At 45.3% G+C, this 18,931-nt stretch carries 19 protein-coding genes; all 19 read left to right on the top strand.

The features are described 5' to 3' along the window. The first annotated feature begins 46 nt into the window (after positions 1 to 46). A complete protein-coding gene (locus tag BMW45_RS23230) occupies positions 47 to 856 on the top strand; it encodes a M23 family metallopeptidase (RefSeq protein ID WP_092251166.1) in 810 nt (269 codons plus the stop codon). A gap of 176 nt (positions 857 to 1,032) precedes the next feature. Next, complete coding sequence (locus BMW45_RS23235; RefSeq protein ID WP_092249545.1) at positions 1,033 to 2,397, top strand: RsmB/NOP family class I SAM-dependent RNA methyltransferase; 1,365 nt, start codon at positions 1,033 to 1,035, stop codon at positions 2,395 to 2,397. Then, positions 2,397 to 3,128: a pseudouridine synthase gene (locus BMW45_RS23240; protein ID WP_092249547.1), complete on the top strand. Its 732-nt coding sequence runs from the start codon at positions 2,397 to 2,399 to the stop codon at positions 3,126 to 3,128. Before BMW45_RS23235 ends, BMW45_RS23240 begins: the two co-directional genes overlap by 1 nt. Positions 3,129 to 3,203: 75 nt before the next feature. Next, positions 3,204 to 3,869 (top strand): HAD family hydrolase, encoded by a 666-nt coding sequence (locus tag BMW45_RS23245; RefSeq protein ID WP_092249550.1) that lies wholly within the window; start codon positions 3,204 to 3,206, stop codon positions 3,867 to 3,869. After that, positions 3,866 to 5,806 (top strand): YgiQ family radical SAM protein, encoded by a 1,941-nt coding sequence (locus BMW45_RS23250; RefSeq protein WP_092249553.1) that lies wholly within the window; start codon positions 3,866 to 3,868, stop codon positions 5,804 to 5,806. Before BMW45_RS23245 ends, BMW45_RS23250 begins: the two co-directional genes overlap by 4 nt. Positions 5,807 to 5,912: 106 nt before the next feature. After that, positions 5,913 to 6,683: an SDR family NAD(P)-dependent oxidoreductase gene (locus tag BMW45_RS23255; RefSeq protein ID WP_092249556.1), complete on the top strand. Its 771-nt coding sequence runs from the start codon at positions 5,913 to 5,915 to the stop codon at positions 6,681 to 6,683. Between the two features lie 28 nt (positions 6,684 to 6,711). Next, positions 6,712 to 7,281, top strand: coding sequence for an O-linked GlcNAc transferase-like protein (locus tag BMW45_RS23260; protein ID WP_092249559.1), 570 nt, complete (start codon positions 6,712 to 6,714; stop codon positions 7,279 to 7,281). Between the two features lie 99 nt (positions 7,282 to 7,380). Continuing rightward, positions 7,381 to 8,343, top strand: coding sequence for an RluA family pseudouridine synthase (locus tag BMW45_RS23265; RefSeq protein WP_092249562.1), 963 nt, complete (start codon positions 7,381 to 7,383; stop codon positions 8,341 to 8,343). A gap of 9 nt (positions 8,344 to 8,352) precedes the next feature. Next, a complete protein-coding gene (locus BMW45_RS23270) occupies positions 8,353 to 8,886 on the top strand; it encodes a Holliday junction resolvase RecU (RefSeq protein ID WP_092249564.1) in 534 nt (177 codons plus the stop codon). Positions 8,887 to 9,043: 157 nt separating this feature from the next. Then, positions 9,044 to 10,306 (top strand): ATP phosphoribosyltransferase regulatory subunit, encoded by a 1,263-nt coding sequence (gene hisZ / locus BMW45_RS23275; RefSeq protein ID WP_025233020.1) that lies wholly within the window; start codon positions 9,044 to 9,046, stop codon positions 10,304 to 10,306. Positions 10,307 to 10,318: 12 nt separating this feature from the next. After that, positions 10,319 to 10,969: an ATP phosphoribosyltransferase gene (hisG, locus tag BMW45_RS23280; protein WP_092249567.1), complete on the top strand. Its 651-nt coding sequence runs from the start codon at positions 10,319 to 10,321 to the stop codon at positions 10,967 to 10,969. Next, positions 10,966 to 12,279 carry a histidinol dehydrogenase gene (hisD, locus tag BMW45_RS23285; protein WP_092249570.1) on the top strand — a complete coding sequence of 438 codons (1,314 nt, stop codon included), beginning with the start codon at positions 10,966 to 10,968 and terminating at the stop codon, positions 12,277 to 12,279. The genes hisG and hisD overlap by 4 nt, the downstream gene beginning before the upstream one ends. A gap of 150 nt (positions 12,280 to 12,429) precedes the next feature. Next, positions 12,430 to 13,017, top strand: coding sequence for an imidazoleglycerol-phosphate dehydratase HisB (hisB, locus tag BMW45_RS23290; protein WP_092249572.1), 588 nt, complete (start codon positions 12,430 to 12,432; stop codon positions 13,015 to 13,017). Between the two features lie 12 nt (positions 13,018 to 13,029). Further along, on the top strand, positions 13,030 to 13,770 hold the full coding sequence (hisA, locus tag BMW45_RS23295; RefSeq protein WP_092249575.1) for a 1-(5-phosphoribosyl)-5-[(5-phosphoribosylamino)methylideneamino]imidazole-4-carboxamide isomerase: 741 nt from the start codon (positions 13,030 to 13,032) through the stop codon (positions 13,768 to 13,770). Then, a complete protein-coding gene (hisIE, locus tag BMW45_RS23300; RefSeq protein WP_025233025.1) occupies positions 13,770 to 15,056 on the top strand; it encodes a bifunctional phosphoribosyl-AMP cyclohydrolase/phosphoribosyl-ATP diphosphatase HisIE in 1,287 nt (428 codons plus the stop codon). Before hisA ends, hisIE begins: the two co-directional genes overlap by 1 nt. A gap of 122 nt (positions 15,057 to 15,178) precedes the next feature. Then, on the top strand, positions 15,179 to 16,678 hold the full coding sequence (locus tag BMW45_RS23305) for a hypothetical protein (protein ID WP_092249578.1): 1,500 nt from the start codon (positions 15,179 to 15,181) through the stop codon (positions 16,676 to 16,678). Positions 16,679 to 16,697: 19 nt separating this feature from the next. After that, positions 16,698 to 17,924 carry a peptidase T gene (pepT, locus tag BMW45_RS23310; protein ID WP_092249581.1) on the top strand — a complete coding sequence of 409 codons (1,227 nt, stop codon included), beginning with the start codon at positions 16,698 to 16,700 and terminating at the stop codon, positions 17,922 to 17,924. A 60-nt stretch (positions 17,925 to 17,984) separates the two neighbouring features. After that, positions 17,985 to 18,179 (top strand): nucleotidyltransferase domain-containing protein, encoded by a 195-nt coding sequence (locus tag BMW45_RS29200; RefSeq protein ID WP_416388675.1) that lies wholly within the window; start codon positions 17,985 to 17,987, stop codon positions 18,177 to 18,179. Between the two features lie 254 nt (positions 18,180 to 18,433). After that, entirely contained in the window at positions 18,434 to 18,880 is a 447-nt protein-coding gene (locus BMW45_RS23320; RefSeq protein ID WP_092251167.1) for a DUF3788 family protein, read from the top strand. Positions 18,881 to 18,931: the final 51 nt, after the last annotated feature.

An 18,931-nucleotide genomic window follows, 5' to 3' on the forward strand; every position in this document is an offset into this window, starting at 1 on the left:
CCTGAATAGATTGTTTTATACAATTATATGAAATGGCATGACTGATATGATGGTGATTCTTCTTTTCATCCTGATCCTTTCTGTTTTCCAGGTAACCATGATCGATTACCTGTATAATAATCCTACCTTTTACCAGCTCGACGCTTATACCTGGGAAAGCGATGACTTCAGAAGCTTAAAGCTTGGAAAAATGGTGGCAGAATGGGATTCTCTTGATTATGATACTTTGACTTCCTTAATGGTGGAGCATCAATATGATCTGACTGGGGTCACAGACCGTGATACCCATACGGACCGGCTATTAAAGGTAAAGCCGGCGGAGTATAGAAAGCTCCGTCAGGCTTATGAAACTATTTTATATGATTTAAAGTTTTTTCCGATCCCCTTATCCGTTCAGCCCGGTTCTCCGGATATTAGCTATCAAAACGGCTGGATGGACACCAGGACCTATGGAGGAGAACGAGGGCATGAAGGCTGCGACATCATGAGCAATGATCAGCCAAGAGGGCATTATCCGGTGGTCAGTATGAGCGACGGAGTGGTGGAAAAAGTGGGGTGGCTGGAAAAGGGCGGCTGGCGGATCGGGATACGGACTCCTAAGGGAGCGTATCTTTATTATGCCCATCTTTACGGCTACAGCAAGCAGTGGAAGGAAGGGGACGAGGTAACTGCGGGAGAACTTTTGGGCTTTATGGGGGACACTGGTTACAGCCAGGTAGAGGGTACTACCGGCAACTTTCCAGTCCATTTGCATTTGGGAATTTATTTGCGGACCGATCATAATGAGGAGATGAGCGTAAATCCCTATTGGGTCTTAAAATATCTGGAGAAATACCGGTTGAAATATTCGTATTAGTATACCGGCTTTTTATCGAAACTTGCCTTGCAAATTTCGATATGCTATATTAAGATTGCTTACATAGGCATAGTTTATTTAATGAAGGCAGAATTACACGCCATGCTTTGGTAAACTAGCCGTTCGATGAGCTTAAGGCGAATCGAACATCTTTGACGCAAGATGGGAGCGACAACGTGAAAGAACGGAAGATTTCAGAAGAATTTTTAAACAGAATGAAAGATTTATTAGGGGAAGAAGAGTATGAAGCGTATTTAAAAAGCTTTGATGAGGAGCGGCTCTATGGGCTGCGTATCAATACCCTTAAGATAACCTTGGAAAAATTTACAAACATGACAACCCTTAAGCTAAAGCCCGTTCCCTGGATTCATAACGGTTTTTACTATGAGGGGGAAGAACGTCCGGCAAAAGATCCTTATTACTACGCCGGGCTTTATTATCTCCAGGAACCCAGCGCTATGACGCCGGCAAGCCTGCTTCCCGTGGTTCCGGGAGACAAGGTACTTGATCTTTGTGCAGCGCCAGGAGGGAAAAGCACGGAGCTGGGGGCAAAGCTGAAAGGCAAAGGCCTTTTGGTGTCCAATGACATCAGCAATTCCAGGGCAAAGGCTTTGCTTAAGAACTTAGAATTGTGGGGGATTGAGAATATTTGTGTCACCAGCGAGGAACCAAAAAAATTAAAGGAAACCTTCGGTGAATTTTTTGATAAAATACTGGTTGATGCTCCCTGTTCCGGAGAAGGGATGTTCCGCAAGGATGCGGATATGGTGAAAAGCTATGAGGAACACGGGCCGGAGTATTATGCTGCGATCCAAAGGGGAATTATGGATCAGGCGGCAGACATGCTTGCACCTGGCGGATATCTTTTATATTCTACCTGCACGTTTTCAGCCTGTGAGAATGAAGACATCATCAGACGGACTCTGGAGTGCCATGAGGAGATGGAGCTTATCAGGCTTCCTCTTTTTGAAGGAGCCAGCGGTGGGATCGGCCTCCCCGGCTGCCTCCGCCTTTTTCCCCATAAGATCAAGGGAGAGGGCCATTTTATGGCGTTGTTAAAAAAGAAAGGAAGCCCGGCTGGATATAAGGATTATGGGAAGACCGGAAGCAAACAGTCCCCCCTTCCTGCTGAACTTTCTAATTTTCTTTCCATGGTCTCAAAGCCCCTGGAGAGTTCCCGGATCCGGATAAAGAATGATGCGGTTTACTATTTGCCGGAACATTTTCAGGAGAATACAAAAGGCCTGCGCTACTTAAGGACCGGACTTTTGCTGGGAGAGATGAAAAAGGACCGTTTTGAGCCGGGACAGGCCTTTGCTATGGCCTTAAAGCCGGAAGAGTTCAAACAAGTTGTCTCCTGGGAAAAGCAGGATGATAGGGTAATCCGCTATTTAAAGGGAGAAACCATTTCCTTGAAAGACGGAGAGGAACCTATCAAAGGCTGGTGCCTGATCTGTGTGGAAGGCTTCCCTCTTGGCTTTGCCAAGGGGAGCGGAGCGACACTTAAAAACAAATACTATCCGGGATGGCGGTGGCAATAATGAAGGAACTGAGACTTGATAAATATTTAACAGAGATGGGAGAAGGAACGAGAAGCCAGATCAAGGAAATGGCCAGAAAAGGCAGGATTCTGGTAGACGGCATACCGGAGAAAAGGACGGAGCGCAAAATCGATCCGGAACAACAACAGGTATCCGTGGATGGGCGTCCGGTATCCTATGTCCGATATGAATATTACATGCTTAACAAGCCTCAGGGCGTGGTATCTGCCACAGAAGATTCCCGCTATGAAACCGTGATCAGTCTCATTGAGGAGCGGAAACGGGATGATCTTTTTCCGGTGGGACGGCTGGATATTGATACAGAGGGGCTTCTTCTCATCACCAATGACGGAGACTTAGCTCATCGCCTTCTGTCTCCCAAAAAGCATGTGGATAAGGTTTATTTTGCCCGGGTTGAAGGGGAGCTTCCGCATGACGCAGAGGAACGTATGGAGGAAGGTCTTGTGCTTTCTGATGGAACTCCCACAATGCCAGCCCTGCTGGAAGTACGAAAGCGGGGTAAGGATGAAGTGCTTTCTGAAATCTACCTGACCATCCGCGAAGGAAAATTTCATCAGGTCAAACGAATGTTTGAAACTCTTGGGTGCCGTGTGATATACTTAAAGAGGATGTCTATGGGAAGCCTGATCTTAGATGAGGAGTTAAAACCGGGTGAATACCGCCCGCTTTCAGAGGATGAAATCCTGAAACTAAAAAGTCATGGTAAATAAGGAAACACCCTTCGGGTATACCTTAATGCCCAGACTACATGGGCGATAACAAGGAAAGGAAGACAAAAGCAGAAGATGTTAGAGGAAAAGAAAGCAGTAATTTTTGATCTGGATGGAACACTGGTTGATTCCATGTGGATGTGGAAATCCATTGATATAGAATTTCTTGGCAGCAGAGGGCTTGCATGTCCGGAAGATTTACAAAAGGAGATTGAAGGGATGAGCTTTTCGGAAACTGCTTTTTATTTTAAAGAGCGGTTCAAGCTGAAAGAATCCCTTGAGGAAATCAAGGCTGTGTGGACGGATATGTCCATTGAAAAATATAGGAACGAGGTTTGGTTAAAGCCGGGAGCAGGAGATTTTCTTAAATACATTACTGAAAGAGGATTAAAGACCGGAATTGCCACCAGTAATGGCAGACAGATGGTGGATGCGGTGATTGATTCCTTAAATATCGGGCAATATTTTCAGGTAGTGGTTACTTCCTGCGAGGTGACTTGTGGAAAGCCTGCGCCGGATATTTATTTAAAGGTTGCAGGGGAGCTTTCCGTATCTCCCGCTCAATGCCTGGTCTTTGAGGATGTTCCTGCCGGAATTCTGGCAGGAAAGCGGGCCGGTATGACGGTCTGCGCCATTGATGATGAATTTTCCAGAGAGATGGAAGAAGAAAAACGGCAGCTGGCTGACTATTTTATATACGATTATCACCAGATACTGAAAAGAAAGGTCGAAATATCATGATGCACGATTATCTTCCCATGAGCCGGGCTGATATGAATATCAGAGGGTGGAAGCAATGTGACTTTATCTATGTCACCGGAGATGCCTATGTGGACCATCCGTCCTTTGGCCATGCCATTATCAGCCGCCTTTTAGAGGCCCATGGCTATAAAGTGGGGATTATATCCCAGCCGGACTGGAAGGATCGGGCAAGCATTCAGGTTTTAGGAGAACCACGCCTGGGATTCCTGGTTTCAGGCGGCAACATGGATTCCATGGTAAATCACTATTCCGTTTCAAAGAAACGCAGACAGCAGGATGCATATACACCAGGGGGCGTTATGGGAAAGCGACCTGACTATGCGGTTACGGTCTACTGTAATCTGATCCGGTCCGTATATAAGAAAGCGCCTGTCATCATCGGCGGCATTGAAGCCAGCTTAAGGCGTCTGGCTCATTACGATTACTGGTCGGATCGGTTAAAGCATTCCATTCTGATTGATTCCCAGGCGGACTTAATTTCCTATGGGATGGGGGAAACGTCCATTGTGGAAATTGCAGACGCATTGAACAGCGGGATCGACATCAAGGATATCACTTTTATCGATGGCACTGTCTATAAGACGGATAGCCTGGAATCCGTATATGATGCCCAGATCCTTCCTTCTTTTGATAAAATGAAGGCTGAAAAACAAGAATATGCAAAAAGCTATTACATTCAATATAATAATACGGACCCATTTACCGGAAAGCGTCTGGTGGAGCCATATAAGGACAATCTGTTTGTCGTTCAGAATCCTCCCGCCAAGCCTCTATCCATGGAGGAGATGGATGAGGTATATGCCCTTCCTTATATGAGGAATTACCATCCTTCCTATGAGGAACTTGGAGGAGTTCCAGCTATCCGTGAAATTAAATTCAGCCTGATCAGCAACCGGGGCTGCTTTGGTGCCTGCAGCTTTTGTGCTCTTACCTTTCATCAGGGCAGGATTATACAAGCCAGAAGCCATAACTCCCTTTTAGATGAAGCGAAGCTTTTGACAGAGGAACCGGACTTTAAGGGATATATCCATGACGTAGGAGGTCCTACGGCCGATTTCAGGTACCCGGCCTGTGAAAAACAGATGACGAAAGGGGCTTGCGCCAACCGGCAGTGCCTGTTTCCAGAACCATGTAAAAATCTGAAAGCGGACCATACGGATTATATTGAGTTACTGAGAAAGCTGAGAAGCCTGCCAAAGATGAAAAAGGTATTCATCCGTTCCGGCATCCGGTTTGATTATGTGCTGGCGGATCCCGGTAAAAAGTTTTTAAAGGAGCTTTGTCAGTACCATGTCAGCGGACAGCTAAAGGTGGCACCGGAGCATGTGTCGGATAAGGTGCTTTCAAAAATGGGAAAGCCCCGGAATCAGGTATATCGCCAGTTTGTAAAGGAATATAAGGACATGAATGGGCGGCTTGGAATGAAACAGTATCTGGTTCCCTATTTAATGTCTTCCCATCCAGGCTCCGGACTTTCGGAAGCTGTGGAGCTTGCAGAATATTTACGGGATTTGGGATATATGCCGGAACAGGTACAGGACTTTTACCCTACCCCTTCCACCATATCCACCTGTATGTATTACACGGGATATGATCCCCGTACCATGGAAAAGGTATATGTACCGGTCAATCCCCATGAAAAGGCCATGCAAAGAGCGCTCATCCAGTATCGGAATCCGAAAAATTATGAATTGGTTTCCGAGGCATTAAGACTTGCAGGCCGCACCGATTTGATCGGGTATGACAAAAAATGCTTAATCCGTCCAAGGGCAGGTGCTCCAGGCGGTTTCTCAGATAACAAAACAGGGAAGAATCCTTACAGCGGGAAAAGAGGGGCTGCTTCAGAGACAAAAGATCGTCGGGAACAAAAGAAAAAGACCATTAGGAACGTCCATAAAAAAGCAGGTAAAAAATAATCCTGACTTGAAAGAAATACCCTTCGGGTATATTCACATCCGGAAAAGCGGGGTGGACTCTGCCCCAAATATGTAGGCAAAAATAAGAGAAAAGAAGGGAACGATTATGAAGATTGCCATTGTAACAGGTGCGTCTTCCGGCATGGGAAGAGAATTTATCATGCAGATTGCTGACCGTTTTAATGGGATTGGAGAAATATGGGCCATAGCTAGAAGGGAAGACCGGCTGGAAGAGCTGTCCCCTAATGTTCCGGTTAAGGTCCGGACCTTTGCCATTGACCTGACGGATAAGAGTAAACTGATGAGCTTAGAGGATATCCTGGCGAAAGAAAAACCGGAGGTAAAGTGGTTGATCAACGCGGCAGGTTATGGAAAAATCGGCGCCGTGGGGAGCATAAATATAGGGGATGAGATGGGCATGGTGGAATTAAACTGCGAAGCCCTTTGTGCCGTAACCCATATGGTCCTTCCCTATATGTCAAAGAACAGCCGCATCATACAGTTTTCCTCTGCTGCTTCCTTTCTGCCCCAACCCGGATTTGCCATTTATGCGGCTACTAAATCCTTTGTGTTAAGTTACAGCAGGGCTCTGAATGAAGAACTGAAGCAAAAGGGGATTTATGTGACGGCGGTTTGCCCGGGACCAGTGAAAACCGAATTTTTTGATATTGCGGAAACCACAGGAAAGATCCCTCTTTATAAGCGGATCGTCATGGCTGATCCTAAGAAAGTGGTGCGAATTGCTTTGCGGGACAGCATGATGGGGCGTCCGGTTTCCGTGTATGGAACCACCATGAAGTCCTTCCGGCTTATGTGCAAGACAATCCCTCATACCGTAATCTTTCGTCTTATGAAGGGGCTTATGAAGACTACTTAAAGGAAGGCAAAGGAAGAGGAATACAAAAGTGAAACGATACAGGAAGGGACAGTACGGTTACCGTAATTATCATAGAAGAACAGAATTAGGGAAGGTCCTTGCCGGGGCGGCCCTGATTCTCATACAGCTATTGGCCCGGACAATGGCAGACAGCTCATCCTTTAAAAATATCCTGACGGTTACAGCCATTTTATCCGTTCTTCCGATGGCCAATTGGGCATCCCCCCTTTTGGCCTCCTGGAAGTACAAAACGCTGAACGAGGAACTTTATAAAAAAGCATGTTCCCATGAAGGAAAAAGCAGATTGCTTTACGATCTGATCATCACCTCAAGGGATGCGGTCATGCCGGTGGATGTGGCTGCGGTTCATCCAACCGGCATCTATGCTTACTGTACAGCTAAAAAGCTGGACACAGGAAAAGCAGAATGTTTTTTTAAGGATATGTTCCTCAGCCATCAGGTAAAGCTGGATATAAGGCTCATTCTGGATGAAGAGGAATTTTTCAAACACCTTTCCAGCTTGAGACCGGAAGCAGAGTACAAGGATGACGGCAGCGTGGAGCGTGGAGTCACGTTGTTAAAAAGCTTATCCATGTAACCGGCAGGACAGAAATACCCTTCGGGTATCCCTTTACACCCAATAAAGCGGGGCGGGCTCTGTCCCAAATACATGAGTAGTATATGGAAAGGATAAAACATGCAGTCTTTGATTGTATCGAAAAATGAAGCAGGGCAGCGCCTTGATAAGCTGCTTTCCAAATATTTGAATCTTGCAGAAAAGAGCTTTCTTTATAAGATGATGAGAAAGAAAAACATCACCTTAAACGGTAGGAAGTGTGAAGGCTCGGAAAAGCTTGCAGAAGGAGACGAGGTCAAACTTTTTCTTTCCGATGAAACTATTGAAAAGTTTTCCCAGTTAAAGCTTCAGGAAGTAAAAAAAGTATCGTTAAACATTATATATGAGGATGAGCACATCCTTTTGGTAAATAAGCCTGCAGGCATGCTCTCCCAGAAAGCTAAGGAGTCGGATGAATCCCTGGTGGAATACATGATCGATTATCTGGTTTCAGGCGGCCAGTTATCCACAGAACAGTTAAGGAGCTTCCGGCCTTCCGTGTGCAACCGTCTGGACCGGAACACCAGCGGCCTGGTAGTGTGTGGTAAGTCGCTTCCAGGTCTTCAGCTCATGTCAGCCTCCTTTAAGGACAGGAGCATCCACAAGTATTATCAGTGCGTGGTAAAGGGGCAGATTTCAGATAAACAGGTGATCACAGGGTATTTAACCAAGTCGGAAGCAACCAATCAGGTGACGGTCCATATACAGGAGGTTCCCGGGAGCGCTCCGATTGAGACGGAATATGAGCCGGTAAAGTGGCATGAAGGATACACTCTCCTTAAGGTCACTCTGATCACAGGACGTACCCATCAGATCCGTGCTCATTTATCCTCCATTGGACACCCAATCGTAGGAGACTATAAATATGGGGACAGCAGGGTGAATGAGGAAGCAAAAAAGCTTTATCACATTCAGTCCCAGCTCCTACACTCTTATCAGGTGACATTTCCGGAGCTGGCGGAGCCCCTTGCCTATTTATCTGGCCGCACTTTTTATGCGCCTTTACCAAAGACCTTTTCCAAAATATGCAGGGACTGGAGATAGGAGGCAGAGATGGGAACCTGGAATACAAGAGGGTTAAGAGGCTCTGCACTTGAAGATCTGATTAACCGAAGTAATGATAGCTACCGGGAAAAAGGACTGGCTTTGATCCAGAAAATACCCACGCCGATCACCCCTATTTCCATTGATAAGGAAAGCCGCCACATCACCCTGGCGTATTTCGACCAGAAAAGTACAGTGGATTATATCGGGGCTGTACAGGGGATTCCGGTATGCTTTGATGCCAAGGAATGCTCGGCTGGCACATTTCCCCTACAAAATATCCACCCTCATCAAGTCGCTTTCATGGAAGAGTTTGAAAGCCAGGGAGGTATTGCTTTTATCATTTTATCTTATACCCAGAAGGATGAGATGTATTATCTTCCATTTGACCAGCTGAAACGGTTCTGGACACGAATGGAAGAGGGCGGGCGGAAAAGCTTTACCTATGAAGAGGTGGATAAAACCTGGCGGATACGGAGGTTGCGGGATATTTTCGTTCACTACCTGGAACTGATTCAGAAAGATTTGGATAGAAGAGATTGACAAGAACCACTTTTTCCCCTATAATCGACTATACGTTATCAAATTATCACTTTACTACAAGAAAGTGATATAAAATGATAAACCGTGAAAATAATTTTCTTCGCTGCATATTATGGCGGCTTATCATGGAAGATCGAAGCAGAAGACGGAGGTTATTATGGCAAATAAACTGTTACATACGCCGGATGGAGTCCGGGATATCTATGGAGTAGAGTGTACGAGAAAGGCTGCTGTACAGGAGAAGATGTTAAAAGTTTTTCATCTGTGCGGATATCAGGACATTGAAACTCCCACCTTCGAATTTTTTGATATTTTCAATGAGTCCAGGGGAAGTGTCAAGGCAAAGGAGATGTTTAAGTTTTTTGACAGGGATAACCACACCTTAGTGCTGCGTCCGGATGAAACGCCTGCCATAGCCAGATGTGCGGCCAAATATTTTCTGGATGAGGATATGCCCATCCGTCTTTGCTATATAGAGAGAACCTTTATCAATAATTCCAGCTATCAGGGCCGGCTTAAGGAAGCCAGTCAGACCGGAGTGGAGTTTATCGGAGACGATTCCGCGGATGCGGATGCAGAAATCCTTGCGATGGTGATCAGGGCCTTAAAGGCAGCAGGATTAACGGAATTCCAGGTGGAATTAGGCGAAGTGGACTTTTTTAAAGGTCTGATGGAAGAAGCCGGCATGGATGAGGAAATGGAGGAGGCCTTAAGACAGCTTATTGAAAATAAGAATTATTTTGGCGTAGAAGAACTGGTAATGGCCCAGCCCATTAATGCGGAGTTAAAACAGGTGTTTTTAAAGCTCCCGGAACTGTTCGGTTCCCTTGAACAGATCCAGGCAGCAAGGGAACTGACTTCCAATCCAAGGGCGCTAAAGGCGATTGAACGCTTGGAAGAGGTAAGCCGGATTCTTGCATGTTATGGGCTTTCTGATTACGTTTCCTATGACCTTGGCATGCTGAGTCAGTATCAGTATTACACCGGTATTATTTTTAAGGCTTATACGTACGGGACTGGAGATTACGTGGTCAACGGTGGAAGATATGATAAGCTTTTGGAACAGTTTGGTAAAAATGCTCCTGCCGTGGGATTCGGAATCTCGGTGGATGAGCTTTTACTGGCCCTTTCCAGGCAGAAGATCGAGATGAAGGTTGATCTGGTGAACACCATGATCCTATATGAGAAAGAAGCCAGGGAACATGCAATCCGGCTTTCCAGCCATTTCCGGGAATCCGGCATGGCGGTCCAGCTTCAGCGTAAGGATACGGCCCGATCCCTTGAGGACTATCAGGCATACGCAAGGCGCCGGGATTTAAATAATCTGCTGTATCTGGACCAAAGCGGGTTTTCCGTAAAGGTCATGAACCTTATTCTGGACCGTACAGATGAGATACCTCTGTCGGAATATTTAAAATAATCGGGGGTACGTATGAGATATCTGACTTTTGCCCTGGCAAAGGGGCGGCTTGCAAAACAGTCACTTGAAATGTTTGAAAAAATCGGGATCACCTGTGAAGAGATGAAGGATAAGGATTCCCGGAAGCTGATTTTCACCAACGAGGAGCTGGGCATTCGGTTCTTTCTTGCAAAGGCCAGCGATGTGCCTACCTACGTAGAGTATGGAGCGGCTGACCTTGGCATAGTGGGGAAGGATACCATTTTAGAAGAAGGAAGAAAGCTTTATGAGGTCATGAACCTGGGAATTGGAAATTGCAGAATGTGCGTCTGCGGTCCTCCATCGACAGGGGAGCTTTTAAAGCACCACGAAAGGATCCGTGTAGCCACCAAATATCCGGCGATTGCCAAGGATTATTTTTATAATAAAAAACATCAGACCGTTGAAATTATAAAGCTTAACGGCTCCATTGAGCTGGCTCCTATTGTAGGGCTTTCCGAGGTCATAGTGGACATTGTGGAAACAGGTGCCACCCTTAAGGAAAACGGACTTGCGGTATTGGAAGAAATCTGCCCCTTATCCGCCCGTATGGTGGTCAATCAGGTAAGTATGAAACGGGAAAATGACAGGATCACGAAACTGATCCATGATCTGCGTACCTTGCTGCAGGAGGAAAACCGATGAGAATTGTAAATCTTAACGAAACTTCCAGACGAAATATTCTTGCTGATCTGTTAAAAAGAGATCCTAATAATTACGGCACATATGCTGACACGGTCCAGGAAATCGTGGAAACGGTGAAACGGGATGGAGATCAGGCAGTATTTGCCTATACAAAGGAATTTGATAAGGCGGAAATAAAGGCCGGAAACTTAAAGGTGACCGAACAGGAAATTGAAGAAGCCATGAAGGAAGTGGACCCGGAACTCATAGAGATCCTTAAAAAATCCATGAAAAATATCCGTCAGTTTCACGAAAAGCAAAGGCAGTACAGCTGGTTTGACAGTAAGCCGGACGGTACCATACTGGGCCAGAAGATCACTCCATTAGAAAGCGTGGGTGTTTATGTTCCAGGCGGAAAGGCGGCTTATCCGTCTTCGGTCCTGATGAATATCATTCCGGCAGAAGTGGCAGGCGTGAGCCGCATTGCCATGGTGACTCCGCCGGGAAAGGATGGAAAGGTCAATCCTGTCACCTTAACAGCAGCTCATCTGGCGGGTGTTACTGAAGTTTATAAGGTGGGCGGAGCGCAGGCGGTAGCGGCCCTTGCCTTTGGTACGGAAACCATCCCTAAGGTCAACAAGATCGTAGGACCCGGGAATATATTTGTGGCATTGGCGAAAAAGGCAGTTTACGGGCATGTAAGCATAGACAGCATTGCCGGTCCAAGTGAGATTCTGGTACTTGCAGATGAGAGCGCCAATCCCCGCTTTGTGGCGGCAGATTTATTGTCCCAGGCAGAACATGATGAGTTGGCTTCTGCTATTTTAGTAACTACCAGTATGGAGTTAGCTGAGAAGGTATCAGAGGAAATAGAGACTTTTACCCGGGAACTGTCCCGCAGAGAGATCATTGAAAAGTCCCTGGATAATTACGGCTATATTCTAGTGGCAGATACTATGAAGGAAGCCATCTATGCTGTCAATGAGATCGCTCCGGAGCATTTGGAGATCATCACCAAAAATCCTTTTGAGGACATGACCAGGATTCATAATGCAGGTGCAATCTTTATTGGAGAGTACAGTTCTGAGCCTCTTGGAGACTATTTTGCCGGACCAAACCACGTGCTTCCTACCAATGGCACGGCAAAATTTTTCTCAGCTTTAAGTGTGGATGATTTTATAAAGAAATCAAGCATTATTTATTACTCAAAGGAAGCGTTGGAAGAGATCCATGAAGATATCGAAGCATTTGCCGAGGCAGAGCATTTAACCGCCCACGCCAATTCTGTGAAAGTGCGCTTTTCCACGAAAGCAATGAGCAGTGCGGAATAGGACGGTAGAAAAATTTCGTCGTGCTTGCACGTAAGAAATTTCTCTTCCGGCCTATTCCATAGGGCGAATGCCCGTGAGTGAGTAAAACCGCAGGTTTTGCGAGCGCCACTGCGGAGTCACCTAATTATAAACATGAAAGAAGGTTAAAAAATGGGACGAAGTGCAGAGATTTCCCGTGTAACCCGTGAGACAGATATCCGGCTGAACCTTGATATAGACGGCAGCGGAAAAGCTGACATCCATACGGGGATTGGATTTTTTGATCACATGTTAAACAGCTTTGCCCGTCATGGCTTTTTTGACTTAACCTTGTCGGTAAAAGGAGATCTTGAGGTAGATACCCACCATACTGTTGAAGATACGGGCATTGTCCTGGGAACTGCCATCAAACAGGCCCTTGGTGATAAGAAATCCATCAGGCGTTACGGCAGCATGATCCTTCCTATGGATGAAACCTTGGTCCTCTGCGCCATTGACCTATCCGGCAGGCCGTATTTAGGCTACGATGTTTTGCTTACCAGCGAACGGGTGGGGGAATTTGAGACAGAAATGCTGAAGGAATTTTTCTATGCTGTTTCATATGCTTCTGAAATGAACCTGCATATCAGAAAAATGGCAGGAGAGAATAACCACCATGTGATCGAAGGAGCCTTCAAAGCATTTGCAAAGGCCTTGGATGAGGCAACATCCCCTGATCCAAGAATCACAGGGGTACTGTCTACAAAGGGAACATTATAAAGGAGAATCCATATGCAGCTTTATCCAGCAATTGACTTAAAAGACGGGCAGTGCGTCCGTTTAAAACAGGGAGAATTTAAGGAGATCACCGTATATTCCCAAAAGCCGGAGGAGGTAGCTGCCCTCTGGCAGTCCCAGGGCGCTACATTTCTTCATCTGGTAGATTTAGATGGGGCTTTGGCCGGTCGTTCTGTTAATGAAAAGGTGATCAAAAAAATAGCGGATACCGTTTCCATGCCAATCGAAATAGGCGGCGGCATCCGAAGCGAAGAGGCAATCGAATCCATGCTTTCTCTGGGAGTAGCCAGGGTAATCATCGGGACGAAGGCCGTCGAGAATCCGGAATTTATCCGGGATATGGTGAAAAAGTTCGGGCAGGACCGTATTGTGGCAGGCGTTGACGCAAAGGATGGTATGGTAGCGGTGGAAGGCTGGGAAAAGATCAGCGGAATCACTGCATCAGAGCTTTGCAACAGGATGAGGGAATATGGTGTCCGCCATATCGTTTATACCGATATATCCAGGGATGGGATGCTGACAGGACCCAATGTGGAGTATACGAAAAAGCTGACGGAAGAAACCGGAATGGATATCATTGCGTCCGGCGGAATGTCTTCTATGGAAGATTTAAGGCAGCTTTATCGTGCAGGTGTCCGCGGTGCCATCATAGGGAAGGCGTTGTATGAAAAGCGGATCGATTTAAAGGAAGCCATTAAAGCCTTTGAAAAGCGGGATCATCAGGGGAGGATATGATGATGGAGTATAAAAAACTAATTGCAGGTTTTGGAATCCGGGAAGGGAAGGCAGTAAGGCTTGATGATCAAATGACGTGCTATGGAGAAAATCTTTTGACGCTGGCATGTTTTTTCGGTGACAGCGGAGCAGATGAGCTCTTTCTGCATGATCTGTCTGAGTCAGAGGAAGATCATGAACGTACAATCGGCCTTATGAAGGAAATTGCAAGGCTGTCAGATATTCCTGTGATTTTAGGGGGAAGAGTCAGGCGGCTGGAAGATGTGAAGAAATACCTTTACGCAGGAGCAAAAGCAGCATTTCTTGACGTAAGCCTTGATGAAAATGTGGATTTGATGAAAGAGGCGGCAGACAGGTTCGGAGATGATAAGATTTATGCTTATCTTCCGGACTGTTCGTATTTGGAGCGGACCAAGGAATACGCCCAGCTGGGTGCTTCTGTCATGATTCTGGGGGATGAAGTCACAGAAGAAAAACTCCAGGCTGTTTCAGCCTGTGAAGAGGCCTTTTTGATCACCAGCTGCGGGGAAGATGCAGATCTCTTTGCTTATGCCCTTGGAGTGGAAAATGTGGAAGGCCTGGTGGGAAGCTTTGACGGGGAAGTGAACTGCATGGATTTGAAGCAGGATTTAAAAGCCCTTGGAATCGGAGTAGATACCTTTGAAAGCCCGGTAAGCTTTGACCAGTTTAAGCTTAGTGATGCTGGCCTCATTCCTGTAATCACCCAGGATTACAGGACAGGAGAAGTGCTCATGCTGGCCTATATGAACGAAGAGGCCTTTCACGAAACGCTAAAAACAGGATGCATGACCTATTACAGCAGAAGCCGTAAAAGCCTCTGGCGGAAGGGAGAAACCTCCGGCCACTATCAGTATGTGAAGTCCCTGGACATAGATTGCGACAATGATACGCTGTTAGCAAAAGTGAACCAGATCGGAGCTGCCTGCCATACAGGGGCGAGAAGCTGCTTTTATCAGAATCTGGTAAAAAAAGAATATCAGGAGAGCAATCCCTTAAAGGTATTTGAAGAGGTATTTAATGTAATCCTTGACAGAAAGACAAATCCAAAGGAAGGTTCCTATACCAATTATTTATTTGACAAAGGTCTTGACAAGATATTAAAAAAGCTGGGAGAAGAGTCAACGGAAATTGTTATAGCAGCTAAAAATCCAAATCCGGAGGAAGTAAAATACGAAATTTCAGATTTCCTTTATCATATGATGGTGCTCATGGCTTATAAAGGAGTATCCTGGGAAGATATTACCAGAGAACTGTCCAATCGATAAACTTTATAAAAACGCTGGGAAGGCTGCTTGCTTTTCCAGCGTTTTTTGTGTACATAGAGCCATGGACAGCCTGATTGTTCCATGGTATAATAAAAAAATGGAAATTATGGGAGGCTATGGGTATGAAAGAACAGATGTCTGGCAGGATGACACGGATGACACGGATTTACAACTGGGTGTTACCGGTTATTTTCCTGTATATCACCGCCGTTTCCTTTTTTGGTGCAGGAATGGGCATGAAGCTTTTGGGAAATACGAAGCCTGGTGTGGAACCGATAGGGTTTCATGTGTATGATGGCGCAGATATTTACAGCAGCTTAAAGGCCCATATGATGACATGGGAGTTTGCATCGGATTTTAAGGAAACCAATCATTATTACTTTGCTTATGATGAAAACCTGCTTCCTTATATTGTACAGGTCCATGGGGACCTGCCTGAGGAATATTTACAGATTCAATCCTATTTGTACGATGAGTCCGAGGAAGCACCGGAGCCAGCGGTATTTTACGGAATGTCGTCGCGCATTGAGGCTGATATCCGGGAGTATGCCATGGAAAGCTACAATGAGATGTTGGGAGAGAAACTTGTAACGGAGGATAATTTTTCGGATTATTTCGGAGAATACTATCTGGATACCACCAGAAAGCCGGCCTCCAATGCTTCGGAAACAATTTCTCTCATTTTTTCATACGGATTTCTGGCCGCCCTGGCAGGAACCTTGCTTTTGGTATGGAAGCTTAAAAGCCGGAGGTTTAAGATAAGCCGTACAACCTTAAAGGCATGGACAGGAGAAAGACTGCTTGCATTAGACAGACAGCTTAATGGGGCCAGTACCTCCTCCTATGAAAAAGAACAGCTTTACTTGACCAATGATTATATCATTGCCAATGCAGAAGGATTTGTTATCATCCCATATGAGGCTGTTGTGCGGATTTATGATACCTCCTATGCAACGGGAAAAAGGCTTATGGTTGAAACGAAGGATCAGAAATACCATACCCTTGCTATGGGGGGAAGAAAGAACAAGGATGGATTCCAGGAACTCATCACCCAGGTGAAAAGGAAAATTGAGGATAAAAAAGAGGAATTAGCGGAAAATATTCTGACCGGGGAATACCACCAGTATCCTGAAAATGGGGATCCAGAAGCGATTCTACAGGTATCCGCCTCCCTTGAACAAAAGCCTTCCAATCCGTTCTTTGGCGTGATCGGGGCGCTGTTTGCCTCTCTTTTAGGAGTGGGGCTTTGGGTGCTCATCGGTCAGGTGGGATTTGTTGCCGGAATAGCCGGATTTGTTATGCTGAAGCTTGCCTTAAGTGGCTATCAGAAGCTTGGAGGTTCGCTGGATAAAAAGGGGGCCGTCATTTGTCTTATAATAACAGCCGGAATGATCACCGGAGCCAATCTTCTGGATTATGCAGTATCCATGACAAGGGGATACTTCCAGTATGAAGCCAGCTTTGAAACCTTAACCTATGTTTTCTCCAACTTTGGAAAACTGATGTCCGATATGGATATGTGGAGAGGATTTTTCATTGACCTTGCCATTGGTTATGGCCTGTCCATATGGTCCGCGGCGGGAGCTATAAAAGCCATTTTAAATATGAAAAATAAATTTTAGAAAAAGAGGCGATTTGATTATGTCACAAGTATTAGATAATTTTTTAAAGTATATATCCTTTGACACGCAGTCTAAGGAGGATATGGAGGCAGTTCCAAGTACAGAAAAGCAGCGGGTATTAGCCAGAGAACTGGCGGCCCAGCTTCAGGCCATGAAGGCAGAGCATGTGATGGTGGATGAGCATAGCTACGTTTATGCTACCATACCTGCCACCATGGAAAAGCCTGTTCCGGTGCTTGGTTTTATTGCCCATATGGATACCGCGCCTGCATATTCCGGGACGGGAGTGAAGCCGCAGATCGTGAAAAATTATGACGGCAGTGATATTTTGATGAATAAAGAAACCGGACTGATCATGAAAGCAAGCGATTTTCCGGATCTATTAAAGTACAAGGGACAGGATATCATTACAACGGACGGAACCACCCTGTTGGGCGCGGATGACAAAGCCGGAGTTGCCGAGATCATGGCTATGGCGGAGTATCTTTTATCCCATCCGGAGATTCCCCATGGAACCATCCGCATTGGCTTTACACCGGATGAAGAGGTTGGAAGAGGCGCAGATTTCTTTGATGTAAAGGGCTTTGGCGCAGATGTAGCTTATACCGTAGACGGCGGTGGCTTAGGAGAGCTGGAGTATGAGAATTTCAATGCAGCTTCCGCAAAGGTCCGGGTGCACGGCTCCAGCATCCATCCAGGATCTTCCAAGGGAAGAATGAGAAATGCCCTGCTTATGGCTATGGAGTTCCACAGCATGCTTCCAGCTGCTGAAAATCCTATGTATACGGAAGGATATGAGGGATTTTTCCATTTGGATTCTATGAGCGGAACGGTGGAAGAAGCCCGCATGGATTATATTATCCGGGATCACAGCAAAGAAAGATTTGAAGAGAAAAAGATATTTATAGAGAGGGTGGCGGAATATCTCAACAGCCGCTATTATGCAGGGACCGTGGAACTTACTTTAAAGGACAGTTACTATAACATGAAGGAAAAGATCCAGCCTCACATGTACCTGATCGATATAGCAAAGACTTCCATGGAGGAAATCGGAATAGAACCCCTGGTAACCCCCATCCGCGGAGGTACGGACGGGGCCCGTTTGTCTTATGAAGGGCTTCCTTGTCCAAACCTGTGCACCGGAGGCTATAACTACCATGGAAAGTTTGAGTTCATTCCGGTTCAGTCCATGGAGAAAGTGGTAGAGCTGCTTCTTAAAATCGTAGAGAAGTTTGCAGAAAGATAATATGCAGAGGGAATAGTACTCTGCAATTCAGATTAAAAAAGCAGCTATTGACAAAGTAGAATTCTACTTAGGCAGGCTGGGCTAAATGATGATTGGTATGACTTTAAGGAAGAATGGTTTACAAGTGCATTGTTTAATGATCGAATAATTCCGTGCATTTCTGTAGAGGCTCAAGAGGTATTTCATAGTGGGTACGAGCTCAGAGAAGTTGATAAAATTGATATGAAAAACTTAAATAGATTCGCATCAGAATAGTGCAATTATGTAAAGGGTATGCGACAAACAAAAACTGTTGACTTTATAAGTCAGCAGTTTTTGTTTGCAGTAATATTAAACAGAGAATGTCATTTATATATGATAAGTTATGTGGTAAAATAGTGGTATATTATGGAAGAAAGAATGAATTTATATATTTATAGGTATGGTTATTGGACAGGGAGAAAATAGCAAAGGAATGTGAGTAATTATTTAAGAAGGTTTAAATATGGCTGGAGGGATTGGTGAAGAAAATGTATGAAAGAATGATGGATAAAAGTGTTCAGCCTGAAATAAATGACATTGAACAGCACATCGGATTGAACGGCAGCAAATTCTTACAGTTCTTAGAAGACGCATTAATGATACGGTATGATATAAAACGTGAGATACGTTTTCCATTTGGCAATAATTACGGTTGGGGGTACAAATACTCCCATAAAACAAAACACCTTTGCTATACTTTTTTTGAGAAAGATGCAATCACAATTACCTTACAAATAGGCGATAAAGAAGTGCAGTTGCTCAATCAGGTACTATCTACGCTTTCATCAAAAACGCAGTCCCTTTGGGAGAATCGCTATCCTTGCGGTAACAATGGCGGCTGGGTGCATGTTAGGATACTCTCGGAAGATGATTTAGATGATGCGATAAAGCTGATTGAAATAAGAAAGAAACCTCGTATTGTACAAAAAAAATAAAAAGTATAGATAATATAGACAATATTTAATCAAAGCGATACCTTGCAGCTA

Origin of the sequence: Lacrimispora sphenoides, from assembly GCF_900105215.1 — a bacterium.
Taxonomy (GTDB): Bacteria; Bacillota; Clostridia; order Lachnospirales; family Lachnospiraceae; genus Lacrimispora; species Lacrimispora sphenoides_A.